Origin of the sequence: Psychrobacter cibarius (genome assembly GCA_030686115.1) — a bacterium.
Taxonomy (GTDB): domain Bacteria; phylum Pseudomonadota; class Gammaproteobacteria; order Pseudomonadales; family Moraxellaceae; genus Psychrobacter; species Psychrobacter cibarius_C.
This window is the reverse complement of the sequence record CP131612.1, coordinates 2500336-2514681: the sequence shown is the minus strand read 5'-3', so window position 1 is coordinate 2514681 and position 14346 is coordinate 2500336. Positions and strand designations below refer to the sequence as shown.

The 14346-nt window shown below is 42.7% G+C and carries 10 protein-coding genes; 6 read left to right on the top strand and 4 right to left on the bottom strand.

Annotation, left to right across the window (positions count from 1 at the left end; genetic code table 11):
• The first annotated feature begins 72 nt into the window (after window positions 1-72).
• Window positions 73-2106, top strand: coding sequence for a histidine kinase (locus Q6344_10655; GenBank protein WLG13058.1), 2034 nt, complete (start codon window positions 73-75; stop codon window positions 2104-2106).
• A gap of 74 nt (window positions 2107-2180) precedes the next feature.
• Entirely contained in the window at window positions 2181-2840 is a 660-nt protein-coding gene (narL, locus tag Q6344_10650; protein WLG13057.1) for a two-component system response regulator NarL, read from the top strand.
• A gap of 193 nt (window positions 2841-3033) precedes the next feature.
• On the opposite strand, the gene Q6344_10645 is transcribed toward narL, so the two are convergent.
• Complete coding sequence (locus Q6344_10645; protein WLG13056.1) at window positions 3034-4512, bottom strand: MFS transporter; 1479 nt, start codon at window positions 4510-4512, stop codon at window positions 3034-3036.
• A gap of 324 nt (window positions 4513-4836) precedes the next feature.
• On the opposite strand from Q6344_10645, the gene Q6344_10640 reads away from it, so the two are divergent.
• The gene (locus Q6344_10640; protein WLG13055.1) at window positions 4837-5238 is read left to right on the top strand and encodes a DUF1971 domain-containing protein; all 402 of its coding nucleotides are present in this window, start codon (window positions 4837-4839) and stop codon (window positions 5236-5238) included.
• A 78-nt stretch (window positions 5239-5316) separates the two neighbouring features.
• On the opposite strand, the gene Q6344_10635 is transcribed toward Q6344_10640, so the two are convergent.
• Window positions 5317-6444, bottom strand: coding sequence for an alkene reductase (locus tag Q6344_10635; protein WLG15200.1), 1128 nt, complete (start codon window positions 6442-6444; stop codon window positions 5317-5319).
• Between the two features lie 178 nt (window positions 6445-6622).
• Between Q6344_10635 and Q6344_10630 the strand changes: the two genes are divergently transcribed.
• Complete coding sequence (locus Q6344_10630) at window positions 6623-7519, top strand: LysR family transcriptional regulator (protein ID WLG13054.1); 897 nt, start codon at window positions 6623-6625, stop codon at window positions 7517-7519.
• A 211-nt stretch (window positions 7520-7730) separates the two neighbouring features.
• Here Q6344_10630 and Q6344_10625 read toward each other — a convergent pair whose 3' ends face one another.
• Both Q6344_10625 and Q6344_10620 read right to left on the bottom strand, forming a co-directional pair.
• Window positions 7731-9665, bottom strand: coding sequence for an oleate hydratase (locus Q6344_10625; protein ID WLG13053.1), 1935 nt, complete (start codon window positions 9663-9665; stop codon window positions 7731-7733).
• 238 nt (window positions 9666-9903) lie between these two features.
• Window positions 9904-10380 (bottom strand): hypothetical protein, encoded by a 477-nt coding sequence (locus Q6344_10620; protein WLG13052.1) that lies wholly within the window; start codon window positions 10378-10380, stop codon window positions 9904-9906.
• Between the two features lie 630 nt (window positions 10381-11010).
• Here Q6344_10620 and Q6344_10615 point away from each other — a divergent pair.
• Together Q6344_10615 and Q6344_10610 are read left to right on the top strand one after the other, a co-directional pair.
• Complete coding sequence (locus Q6344_10615; GenBank protein ID WLG13051.1) at window positions 11011-13368, top strand: ATP-binding protein; 2358 nt, start codon at window positions 11011-11013, stop codon at window positions 13366-13368.
• Window positions 13369-13401: 33 nt separating this feature from the next.
• Window positions 13402-14340 carry a response regulator gene (locus Q6344_10610; protein WLG13050.1) on the top strand — a complete coding sequence of 313 codons (939 nt, stop codon included), beginning with the start codon at window positions 13402-13404 and terminating at the stop codon, window positions 14338-14340.
• Window positions 14341-14346 lie beyond the last annotated feature (6 nt).

Genomic DNA, 14346 nt, shown 5'->3' with positions numbered 1-14346 from the left:
GCTTTTGCGACGTTCAATTTTAAGATCTCAACTCTTTTGTGCAGAAAGTGTTTGATGGGAGCGCTATTAATCATGTCTAATCTACGACGGCAGTCTTTGTTCCTTCATACTTGGATTGCTATTACGATCATCGCTACTTTGTTTTTGATGTCAGCGATAGGCAGTGGTGCGCTCGCTTGGGTCTCAAAGTCTGATGCTGAGGCGATTAATGCCGCAGGCTCGATACGCATGGCAACGTATCGCATTAGCTTTCAGTTAGCGACTGACTTTGCGGATAACCATCCCTTTAGCTCAAGCCTAAATATCAAACAAGATGGCTTAGCTAGTGACAATGCGCCGCAGATAGAAAAGCAAGACAGACTGGATTTCTCCAATAAAAGTGAGTCTGAAAAAATAGACATACTGGTTGAAGACATGGAGAGTCGTCTCAACAAATTACAAGCGTATCAACTGACCAGTGCTAACAGAGATAAGGCGATTAGTGCTCAATGGAGCCAGATAAAATCACAATGGTTTCGTGATTTAAAACCAGCATTGTTGGCACAAGACAAGCAAGGCTTTTATAGTAATTCAACCAAGTATATTGACGATGTTAATCGTTTTGTTGGCGCGTTACAGGATAGAAATGAGCAGCGTCAGACATGGCAGCAAAACCTACAAATACTCTCACTGATACTGAGCATGATTATTATGCTGATAGGCGTACGGAGATTACAGAACTCAGTGCTAACGCCTATTCAACAACTCATTAAAGCCAATCGGGCGTTTAAAGAAGGCAAATATGATACGAGAGTGTCTATCAGCGGTTATAGAGAATTTGAAGCGCTTGGCAATTCTTTTAACGGTATGGCCAGTACCATTGAGAGGTATCAGCGCTCACTTGAGAGTGAGGTACAGACAAAGACTCAGCATCTGGTAAAAGCCAACCAAGCCTTATCATTGTTTTATGATTTTTCAAAGCAATTGACCAGTAGCCCTGTGAGCTTACACCGGCTTGATGAATTGATTACTGGCTTTGGGTGTATATTCCCATATTTAGATTTTACGCTGTGTATCCAAAGCAATATTCTAACCAATAAAAACTCTATAGCCCTGCACGATGATAGGATGAAGGAGCTATGTACCAAACTCACTTGTGATAGCTGCTCTATTAAAGAAGACGTTTATACCAAAACGTTTCCGATTATTCATCAAGATATAGAGTTTGGTGAGCTAAAGGTCAGACCGAAATCTGTCTTAATGACCAATAAAGCTTATGCAGAAGATAAGAAAAAAAGCGAGGAAGATTCAACACGCATCAAAGTAGTAGAGGTGGATAGTAGTTACTTAATTGCTAAAAATAATGAGTTGATCGTTGTGCTGACCAATCTCGTCAGCACCGCCTTATCCCTACGCAGACAAAGGCAGCAAGACCATCAACTTATTCTACTTGAAGAGCGCTCGACCATTGCTAGGGAGTTGCATGACTCTTTAGCACAGTCATTGTCTTATCTAAAAATACAAGTCAGCGTGCTCGAAAAACATCTGCAACTGTCTGCTGATAAAGACAGTGGGCTGGTGGTATTTGATGAGCAAAGTCAAATCAAGGTTGGGCAGCATATCAGTCAAATAAAAATGGGTCTGAACTCTGCTTATCATGAGCTGCGAGACTTATTGACGACTTTTCGCTTGACGATTGATAGCGGCAATTTTGATGAAGCTTTATATGAGGCGGCTGATGAGTTTGCTGTAAAAGGGCAGTTTGACATAAAGGTCAACAATCAAATCCTATCCTTGAATCTAACGGCAACGGAACAAGTGCATCTCATTCAAATTATAAGGGAGGCGTTGTCGAATATCAGTCGCCATGCCCACGCTAACAGCGTCACTATCGATTTGGTTTATGATGATGAAAGTAATTATGTAGCGATGATGGTCAATGATGACGGCATCGGCATATCAGGGACTGTCAATCAGACCCAGCATCATGGTCTAATGATTATGAAAGAGCGTGCCTATAAATTAGGCGGTGATTTGATTATCTCTAATAATGTACCCGCAGGTACCAGCGTCATTGTCAGGTTTGTACCCAGTTTCTTTACGGATTATATGGCTGAGCAAAACTAAGTGAATAGGCTTAGTAAACGCTCTTAACCACTGCATTGTGTTTTTTGTAGCATTTTTCAATTTGTGAGTATTTTATGACTACTAAAGTTTATACGTCTGCTTCTCCGGCTCGGCTGTTATTGGTCGATGATCATCCTATGCTGCGCCGCGGTGTCGCAGAACTGCTCAGTCTCGAAAGTGATGTCACCGTCGTTGGTGAGGCAAATAACGGACAAGAAGCGTTGGATTTTTTGGCAAACAACCCAGTTGATCTGGTTATTTTAGATCATAAAATGCCAGTGTTGACTGGTATCGAGACCTTAAGAGAAATCAAAGCCAGAAATATTGACGTGGCTACCTTGCTATTTACAGTTTCTGACAGCGGAGAAGACGTACAAGAAGCGTTGAAATTAGGGGTGGATGGTTATTTGCTAAAAGACATGGAGCCTGAGTTAATCATCGTCGATATTAGAAAAGTGTTGCGCGGTGAGCTGGTTATCAGTCCCAATTTGGCCTCAATACTGGCACAAACATTACGTACACCAAGCATTGAAGATATCGCTGGCAATCTCACTACTAGAGAGTTGCAAGTGATTCAAATGATTGCTGAAGGCTTAAGTAATAAAATGATCGCCAACAAACTGGATATCGCAGAATCCACAGTAAAAGTGCATGTTAAGCATATTTTGAACAAAACTGGACTACGCACACGGGTAGAGGCGGCGGTATGGACCGTGAATCATTTGTCAAAGTAGTCGTTTGTCAAAATGGTTATTTATCGAAGTGGTTGTTGTTTTAAAATGCTACTTTTTGAAATCGTTACTTTTTATAAAAAATCATGGGTCATCTGAATAACCCCTATGACATGTCTAGATAGCTCTCTATATAAGTCAAAAAAAAGCTACCGAGCAGTGATGCTGGGTGGCTTTTTTTTATAAGGTAATCAAATTATCCTTCTTCAGCGGCAATTTGACGATCGACCGAGGACATTTTGTATTCGTCACCAAAGGCATCTTCAGGCTCTTTTAACCAGAAGAAACAAAGTACCCAAGCGATAAATGCACCTATCGCAATGATAAAAAAGAATTGATTTGGTTCGACCAAGGTAAATATAAATAGATAGAACACAGCGCCCACGTTGCCATAAGCACCCGCCATACCAGAAATTTGACCCGTTAAGCGCCGTTTAATTGAGGGGATAATACCAAAAGTTGCACCTTCTGCCCCTTGCACAAAGACTGAGCATAGAATCGTAAAGACGACCGCGATAAACAATGGCCACTCTGCATTCAGCAAGCCCATCAATCCAAAGCCGATACCGATACCGAACATGTATACCAACATCACCAAGCGACGATTGCCAACCTTGTCAGAGATATAGCCGCCAAGTGGTCGCGCCCATAAGTTAACAAAAGCAAAGGTCGATGCGACTAACCCTGCGACGGTAGGGTCAAGCTTCCACGTTGCGGCAAAGAACATCGGTAGCATAGAGACGACCGCCAGCTCTGCGCCAAAGTTAGCAAAGTAGGTGACATTTAGGGCGGCAACAGAGGTAAAGGGGTATTTGTCATCCTCAGGGATACCCGCTTTGAGCATGGGTACGTTGACACTGATGGCTTTATAAATTTGGTAAATAACCACCACAGCGATGAGAGTATAAAACCCCCAAGCGCCTGTTTCGCTCAGGAATCCCATGTTTTTAGTACGATAAACCAATACACCCAATATGCCATATAAAGGAATAATAAATAGGCAATATAATAATAAATCTCTCCAACTTGATACCTCTAAAGCACCCGCCTTACGTGCTTTTTTATGGGTATCTTGTGTAGGGCCATCGGTGATCAAAAACCAATAGGCCACCCCGTAAGCGGCCATCAGTAAGCCAGATAATGCAATTGCCCAGCGCCAACCGTCATCACCACCAAAGAACTGTAGCGCAACCGTCGGAATGGTAATCGCTGCGGCAGCTGAACCAAAATTACCCCAGCCTGCATAAAACCCTTCGGCAAAGCCAATGTCTTTTGGCTTAAACCAAAGGGCGGTCATGTGAATGCCAACGACGAACCCTGCGCCCACGATAGACATAAATAGGCGAGCGACGAACAGCTGCATCGCGGAATCACCAAACGCGAAGAACCATGTCGGTATCGCCATGACGACCATCAGTATGGAAAACACGCGACGCGGACCGAAGCGATCCAATGCCATGCCGACTACCACTCGTCCTGGAATGGTCAAAGCAACGTTGGCAATGAGAAATAATTTGATATGTTCAGAAGTTAGATAGCTTTCAGCCTCTAGCATAGAAGTGGCTAGTGGTGCCATATTGAACCAGACATAAAAGGTCAGAAAAAAAGCAATCCACGTATAGTGGAGCGCTCTTATATCACGGCGTTCAACCTCAAGTAGCTCTTTTGCATGCATGACAAGTATTCTCCACCGTCGAACTGGATAGTTTAGATGGAGTTAATGTAGCAATAAGTAAGCTCGCTAACCATTAGGCGAAAGCAGTATGAATGTCATTTCACATACTACTTAATGGGGATTAAAAAGTGGCTTCAATATCCTATATATTGATGGTTAACTAAGATGATATGAGGATAGCAATACATTTGAAAATATGATGCGCTATAGTAATAATAACCATTACTGTGCGTGTTTTTCTCGTTTACCAATCCTTTTTATTCACAAGTAAGCTGTTAATAAACAGGATTGGGATACACCCATCAAATTAGCTAAGGAGTTACCATGAGTCATACTGTCGCCTCAAACCCTGTCATACCTAGCCATTGGAAAATAAAGCGTTCGACCCACTTTTTTACTAAAGATAAAGTCCCAAAAGCCTTGTTGACTCATCACAATACAGCAGAGGGCGTATACGGCCAAATTTGTGTCATGCAAGGCACGGTTACCTTTTATGGCTTTGCTGATGAAGCCGCTACTGAACCTGAAAAAACCATTGTGATTACAGCAGGGCAGTTCGCGGTCAGTCCGCCTCAATATTGGCACCGCGTAGAATTAAGTGATGATGCCCAATTCAATATTAATTTTTGGACAGAAGCGGATACTGGTAATAAGTCGCTGTTCAATAGCTCAAAGATACACAGCAAGCCTATCGAAAAGTTATTTGATCAGTCGGATGAATCATAAGGGCTATATATATGAATCAGCTATTAGAAATATCCTATTTATAAGCAAAAAAATAAGGCCACGAATGGCCTTATTGTATTAAGAGTTTTGATAGTAAGGATAATCATTATAGCCAATTTCGGTGCCGCCATACATCGTGGTAGGATCTGCCTCATTGAGTGGCCAATGATTGGCGATGCGCTCAGGTAAATCGGGATTAGCAATAAAAGGACGACCAAAAGCAAATAAATCGCCATAACCTTTAGCTAGCATATGCACCGATTTTTCCGTCGTGTATTTACCTGCATAGATAATGCGTCCTGAAAACTCAGCTCTGACGGCTTGATAAAACGTCTCTGGTAAATCAGGAGCATTGTCCCAGTCAGCTTCTGCAATAGATAAATAAGCGATGCCCGCTTGTTCAAGTACTTTAATCGCTTCAATATACGTATGATGTGGATCTGATTCCACCAGACCTAAATATACGCGAGTCTCATCTGTGCTAGCAAACAGTGGCGCGAAACGTACGCCTAAGCGATCAGCACCAACCACTTCACTGACGGCAGCCACGATTTCTTTTAAGAAATGCAAGCGATTGGTCAATGAACCGCCATACTGATCATCACGTGTGTTGCTATGCTCAGAGATGAACTGATTCACCAAATAGCCATTGGCACAGTGCAGCTCGACGCCATCAAAACCTGCCTCCAATGCATTGCGCGCGGCTGCCGCATACATAGCGACCAGTTCACTAACTTCATCAGTACTGAGTGCGCGTGGCTCACTAGGATCGGCTAACGCGCCTGCACCTGGTGCTGTTTCGATAAATACTTTTACATTGTCAGCAGTGATAGCTGATGGTGCAATTGGCTGAGCGCCTTGTGGTTGTAAGCTGGTATGAGACACGCGACCCACATGCCAAAGCTGAGCGAAAATGATACCACCTGCTGCGTGTACCGCTTGAGTGACCTTTTTCCAGCCTTCGATTTGGGCATGTGAATGTATGCCTGGCGTCCACGCATAACCTTGACCCCTTGGCTCAATTTGCGTGCCTTCAGTGACCATAAAACCAGCAGAGGCGCGCTGTGCATAGTAGCTTGCCATTAAGTCATTAGGAATATTGTCCGGTTGCGTGCTGCGAGAGCGTGTCAACGGTGGCATGACAATACGGTTTTTTAACGTATATGGTCCAAGTGTGACAGATGCAAATAACGGGCTGGTATCGATATTAGATGGTTCCATAAAACTCTCTTTTAAAACAAATAGACGGGGTTATTGTTTAAACCATTGAGCTTGTTTTGGTGCTTTATTACTGCGTAAGTAAGGTTGGTAAGCATAGAGTTTTATGGATACAATTGGAAACAGGGTTTTGTTGTTTAAGATACAATTACAAATGGTACATATTATGAATGGAATTAACCGACTCGATATCAAGCAGCTTAGAGTGCTACATGCGTTGCTTGATCTAAAAAATCTCTCACAAGTTGCGCGCAAAATGGGGCTGACACAGCAAGCAATCAGCGAACAATTACGTAAGCTGCGTGATTTGTTTGATGATCGTTTGTTTATTCGTCAAGGCAATAGCATGGTGGCAACCCCCAAAGCGCTATCGATGCAGCAACCCATTAGTCGCATATTAGAGCAGTTAGAAGCACTATTAGAGCCAGATGTGTTTTCGCCGCAGACGTATAAAGGCGTATTTACGATTAGCGCGACCGACTATGCGACGCAGGCATTATTACCGCAGTTGTTTCATATAACGCGCCGCGACGCGCCTGATTTGAAGTTAATCGTGCGCGATTTTGCCTCAGACAATATCAATCAGCTTATTGCGGCAGGCGAGCTTGATCTGCTGATTACTTTCCCAGAATTTATTCCTGATAACTTGGCTTATGTGACGCTGCTTGAAGAACAACATTTCTGCATTACTGGTTGCAATAATAGTTTTACAACAGAGCCGCTGTCACTGGCGCAAATTGCTGAACACTCGCAGCTGGTGGTGTCACCTTCACGCGCTAACTTACGTGGTTCTCATGACCAGTGGTTTGCAGAAAAAGGTCTCAAACGAAACATCGTTATGTCCGTTCCTAGCTTTTCTGCGGTGCCAGATATCCTTTATACAACCGATATGATTGCATTTTATCCCTCGCGTTTATTACCAAACAGTCGGGTTAAAGAGCTTAAAGTGGAAGCCCTGCCACCCACATTTAAGGTGATAGCAGCATGGCACCCACGTACCAGTCACAGTGGTATACACCGTTGGCTGATTGAGCAGTTACAGCAGTTATTCAAGTCTGACTAAAGCATACCCTCAATTCAATCAATGAACATTTAAATGGGCTAAAAATGGCTAAATTTTGTTAAAAATCGTCAAATAGCACTGTTAGTATTCGTAACGGTGCTATTTTCCTTGTTTAACGGCAATTTATCTCATTTCTATCTGCATTTTTAAAATGAATGCATCCCCTAGAGCGTTATCGCTTTTATCAAAACTAACATTACTGATGCCAGACCTACTTATGCCAAAGCCCTTTGATTGCCTCCCATTGCTGAGTAAATATTGAGTCGTTAGCGTTGGTGGATTGATTGGCTTTTGGCAATATGTGCTCGTAATAAGTACCTTTAAGAAGCTTAGTTAATAGACCTTCGCCGATGAAACCTTTACCATCGTTGAGTGTATTCGCGGCTTTTAGTAATTGACGGATATCGTATTGTAATGGGTTTATATCGGGGACTTGTTTTTGCACATTTAGTAGCTCATAAACTGCGACACGAGCAGTACGAACAGAGCTCTCCATGGTAAATACCACATCATTATGTGTCTCGACGAACTGACCGACTAGACCCATATTGACACAACCATCAGGGACTATCTCAGGACGATCACCTTTAGCACGAGGCATAAACATCGAGGTAATGTAGGGCATATAAGCCGTTCTGACGATGGTATTGGTCATGATATTCTCTATATCATCGAGGATGCCAAGGTGATGACAGAGTTCGCTCAAGATCTCTTTGCCTGTACATTCTGGGATGGGTTTTTTGACATAATTGCCTTCTTTATCCATCAACAAGGCATATAGCCATACGACTAGCGTGTCTTTTGGCTGATCAGGGAAATGCGGTTGACGGTTACAAGTAAAGCTCATCAGCCAGTTTGAATCCGTAATCGTAATGATGCCACCGGTCACTGTTTTACCCATATAAGGATCGTTGACAGACAGCGTTTTGAGCTTATCAATAAAGGCAGACGGCTGGCAGGTCAACGTCGCCGACATCCAAGCAGATTTATCCACATGCTGATTAAATTTTTCTGGGTGACCAAAGACGTCAGATTGCTTAGCCAGATTATTCCATACTTTCCAACCAGACGATTGTCCCATGCTGTCTTTTGTAAAGTCTAGCGTCGGCGCAGTATTATCATCACCATAGCGGGTATCTTCGGTCATGGAGCCAGTCGTCACGATGACGAAATCATTGCTACCCATAGGAATGGTGGTTTGCTCACTCGCTTTCTCCGTGATGATGGCTTTGACCTTTTTGGTGCCTGTTACCTTGTCATCATGCTCAAAATCAATGTCTAAATCGGTAACGAGCGTGTCATACTGAAACTGCACACCTTTATCTTTCAAATAATTTTGTAGTGGCTTAACAAAGCTATCAAATTGATTGTATCTTGGGAATACCAGCGCAGACATGTCATTTAGACCGTCCAATGCGTGTAAAAATCGATGCGTATAAAGCTTAAACTCAAGTAAGCTGTGCCAGTTTTCAAAAGCAAACATGGTTCGCCAAAATGTCCAGAAGTTACTACTCAAAAAGCTGTCATCAAAATACTCTTCAATAGTGATATCGTCTAGCTCTTCCTTGGGTTTTAATAGCAAACGAATTAACGCGAGTTGGTTGGTTTTACTCAATCCCAGTTGACTGAAGTCTTTTATCTCGCCTTGCTTATGGATCAGGCGTGCAATAGAGTAATTGGGATCGGTGTCATTTGCTATGCGATACTCATCCAAGGTGCTATAAGGCGCAGGCATTTCAAGAGCGGGGATATCTTGGAATAAATCCCAAAAGTTTTCGTAAGTGAAATCCATTTCACGACCGCCGCGCACCATATAACCCGTTTCAGGATTGCCGCTACCATCTAAAGAGCCACCTGCCACGTCAAGATGCTCTAAAATAGTAATGTTTTCAGCGGATACTTTGCCATCTCGGATGCAGTAATAAGCACTGGCCAAACCTGCAATACCGCCCCCAACGATATAAACCTTACTGTCCTGATAAGCGTCAGTGGGCGTCCCAATATTGCGCTGATAATTACCAATTTGATCAGGGAAGGGTAAGCGCTTGCCTGGTATGTTTGCTACACGGGTTTTACTGGCATCAGGCTGATGGATAAATGTGTCGTGGTCTAACGGATTATTGGTTTGAGTCTTTATAGTTTTCATAGGTTCATCCTTATTTAGTAAGACTGATATAAAAGGTTATTTGACTAAAATGAAGGGTTTATAGACAGACTATAGGGTGTTTTTATTAAACAAAAATGACATCGGTTGAAAGTAATATAAGTACTTATTTGCCAAATTATGCGTTATCCATTGGCTAATGGCTGGCTAATGGCTGGCTAATGGCTGGCTAATGGCTGACTATTTATGATGGTTGCTAACCGCAATAAATTCTATGCAATTACGTAGGCGCTGTTTCATACGCTCCAGCAACGGCGCAACCTTGATAGCTTTTATTATCATAAGTTAACGTCACCGTAAATTCATTTTGATAGCCATTATCATCGGTACAAATCTGGCTATTTATATTCATAATAATAGGTTTGCCGCTAACGGTGCTCACGTATTCCACACCTTCGGCATAGGTCGAACGAGAGACAACGATGGTCGTTGGTTTCAAAAAATCTGCTTCAATGCTGAGTTGGTTGCCATCAATTACTGTGCGCCAACTTTTTTCTGTATTACCAAAAGCGGTGAATGCTGATAACGGTTCTTCGGGGCTGGACGGCTCCACGCTTAGCTGTTCGTCAGCGTTTTCTTTTGTCGTGTTGGTAATGATGGCTGTTGATTTTTTTGCTGTGGTTGGTTGATGACTACTACAAGCCATTAGTGAAAGACTGCTTGCTAAGCACAAAGTACTAAAAAACAAAGGACGCATCGCTTTTCCTTTAATATTTAAAAGAGAAAGACTTTGTGAGCGCCTTTCTTTAGGGTTAGTTGAATAGCTGTATGAGCGAGTGATATCAAGCTCTAAGTGTACAACAGACAGCTATGGCAATCAGTGATAAGTGACGGTGATCCGCGATATTATATAAAATACAAACACACCCTCTATATTAGTATTATTAATATAACATATTTATAAAATTTCACAGTATAGAGCAAGATAAACTTGGCAGACTCTATAATCATAGAGATATTGATGACATCAATAGAAAAATTAGCGATTGACTTGAATATGAAGAAGCCACTTAAAAAATAAGTGGCTTTTTTGTGCCTTGCAATAGCGGATAGTACAGCTATGCGCTTAATAAGGTGCATGATGTTATTGATGATAAAAAGAGAGCAGCGCTAAATGAGTACAAGGTTGTATTTACCAACGGCAAGCTAACTGTTGTTAATTAAAAGGTGCTGGTCGACAGATAAGAAAACAAAACTTTTGTCATCATACTGTCATGATGGCATCGTATCCTTGAGCCCACTATAAATGGTGGTTGCGTATCACTGATGTCTTTATTCATTAAGTGATGCATTGATGATGGTAGATGCATCAATATAAGGTTTATCTATGAGTGTTGCTGGTCGGCTTGGTAGTATTTCCACACGCATGCTGATTATTTTAGCATTGGCTTTTTTACTAATTATCCTGATGGTGTACTGGGTCATCGAAACCCAAGCTAAGCCTCGTATACTGGAGATGACTTCAGAGACAGTGGTTGAAACGGGTAACGAAGCCATTAATAGCATTATGGCGAATATCAGCCATGTCGACGGACTGGCAAAGGCAACCAGTGCGATGGCGGGCGGCTTGCCAAAAGAAGACATCCTTTATAGAGAAACCTTTGGTAATCTCATGCAACAGACCGATCAACGGATTGTGGGCGGCGGCGTGTGGTTTGATCCAAATATGTACGCTCAAAACCGAGAGCGCCAGTCCTTTGTGTGGGCGCGGGATGACTCAGGCAACATGCAACCGTTAGAGCAGTATAATCAAGTGCGCCAAACGCCGAGTCCCTATTATAGAGAGTGGTGGTACATTCCTGCGATGTACGCACGTCATGACCACTGTGTCTGGAGCCGTGCGTATGTTGATCCGCAAAGCAATCAGCCGATGATGACGTGTGCCAAGGCATTGTATGACAGTCGCAATCAGGCTTTTGATGGAGTGGTGAGCTTTAATCTGCTATTAGATAACCTCGATGACGCTATGAAAAAGTGGCAAGATAAGCTGGGTGGTTATGTCTTTTTGGTAGACTTGGACAATCGATTTTTGACCTTTCCTGATCAATCTATGGTCACGCAAGCGACTGAAGATAATCCGCAAGGCGAAATGGTAACCGCACATCAATTGGCCGAGAAACATTCAAGCTTTGCCCCTATTGCGGACAGCCTAGATAGCATTAATCAAACACTCATCGATGAGGCAGTTGCCAAAGATGAAAGTCGTTATACGCTCGCGGCACGTAGTATTTTGAGTACGACCAATCTGAATAAAATCAGCGAACAAGAATCCAAGTTGCTGTCAGCATTGCTGCTATTGAATATTGACCAAACGTTTAATCTGGTAGACAGTCACTTGATTGAAACCATCGCTGTGCCCAATGATTTTTTGCTGCAGCAGTCCGCCACCGCCTTTGTGTTTCGTATGCCGTTTACCTATTGGAAGATGGTCATCGTCAAGCCCAATAATGACATGATGAGCGTAGCAAATGCATTGTCGAACCAGCTGATTCAAACCATGCTACTGGGTTTTATTCCTATCCTGTTGTTGACCGCGTGGGTGTTTCGCCGCTACTTTACACGGCCGCTAAAGCACATGGCACTAGCAGTGGCTGATATGGGCGCATTAATTGAGCAAAAAAAATACCAACAATTAAGCGCCCTTAAACTGCCACACTCAAATGTCAGCGAGATTCAAATCATCAGCGAGCAGACCAACCAATTGATCGACCGCGTCGTCGAAAACGAAGGCGCACTTGCCGAAATCAACGTTCATTTAGAAAAACAGGTCGTCGCTCGCACACAAGACTTGCAGCAAGCTATGGATGAATTGAAAGCCTCGCAAGTACATTTGGTACGCTCCGAAAAAATGGCCACACTGGGCCAAATGGTGGCAGGTGTCGCTCATGAGGTCAACACACCGCTAGGCTATGTGCGTAGTAATATGGAGCTGGTCGGTGATAATCTCGTGCGTTTTGATGAATTGCTACAGCATACCGATCAATTATTGCAGGCGTTAAAAGCGCCAACTATCAATCAAGAGCAAGTCAAGATACTGATAGAAGAGACTTTACAATGCTGTGAAGAGATTAAAGAAGATGAAGTCAGTGAAGATTTGGCAGATTTAATCAAAGATGGACTGTATGGCGTCGATCAAATTGCTGAACTGGTCGTCAGCTTGCGCGACTTTTCTCGACTAGACGAATCCAAAGTAAAAGATGTCGATATCAATGATTGCATCAATACCTCATTGATTATGGCTCGCAATAATTTAAAAACCTTAGACGTCAATACCAATCTAGCGGAGCTGCCGCTCATTCAGTGTAATCCTTCACAAATTAACCAAGTATTACTAAACCTATTTAATAATGCCGCCCAAGCCATGCCGCCAGATCATAAAGGGACATTGCAAGTCAGCTCGTCTGTCGATGAGGCGCAGCAATATATCGTTGTATGCATTATAGACAATGGTGTCGGTATCGCAGAGCATATTTTAACGCATATCTTTGAGCCGTTTTTTACCACTAAAAAAGCAGGCGATGGCACAGGGTTAGGATTGGCCATTACGGCACAAATCATTGAACAACATGGTGGGCGCATTGAGGTTAGCTCAGTCGTTGGCGCGGGCACGACGTTTACCCTCATGCTACCGATACAGTCTATCGTTCATGAAAAGAAACCTTCGCAAGCCTTATTTGAAAGTTGAGAGATTTCCAACCATTTATTTAAAGAGAGCGTCATGCAAAAACCAAAAATCGCTTTTATCGATGATGAGCCGCGTATCTTGCGCAGCTTAAAAATGCATTTTCGCCAGTCACATGACGTATTTATTACTACCGATGCCACTGAGCTAATGGAATATGTTAGCCAGAATGAAGTACAAGTGGTCATCAGCGACCAACGCATGCCAGATAAGCAAGGTACGGAAGTATTGAGTGACATCAAAGCAGCTTCACCAAATACTATTCGTATCTTGTTAACTGGTTATGCGGATCTAAATGCCGTGATGGATTCTGTGAATGAGGGCGAAATTTATCGCTATATCACTAAGCCATGGCAAAATGATGAACTCAAAAAAATTGTTAATAAAGCCACAGAAATTGCTCAGCAAACGCAAGAAATCACACAAAATACTATGGAAAATGATGCAACTCAAAACTGTGTTAATAGTGGCACGGTTAGCAATCGCAATATATTGGTATTAGACGATGATGAGAGTGTCTATCAACAAATAAAAAGTCATTTTAAGAGCGCTTATACCGTGAGCTGGGCGAGTAACCTTGAACAGGCCGCAAAGTTATTACAAAAAAAACGCTTTGGTGTCACGATTACAGATTCGACGCTCAATAAAGAAAATATTACCCCCATCGTTTATGCCTTAAAAAATATCCAGCCAGATCTGATGGTGCTGATGTTGACTGAATTCAAAGATGCCCATATGGTCATTGAATTAATTAATAAGGGTCAGGTATATCGCTGTCTACCACGTCCGACTAACTTCTCTATCATGAGTATCAGTCTTGATCGGGCTTTCGATCATCACGAACGATTGGTGCAGCAGCCGATATTGGCAGCTCGTCATCATGTTGAAGAAGTGCCGGAGTCAGAGGCTTTTAATTTTTCTGAAAGGTTGAAAGGTTTCTTTGCCAAATTCAGGGGTTGGCGCATTAGCAGATAAAAAAAT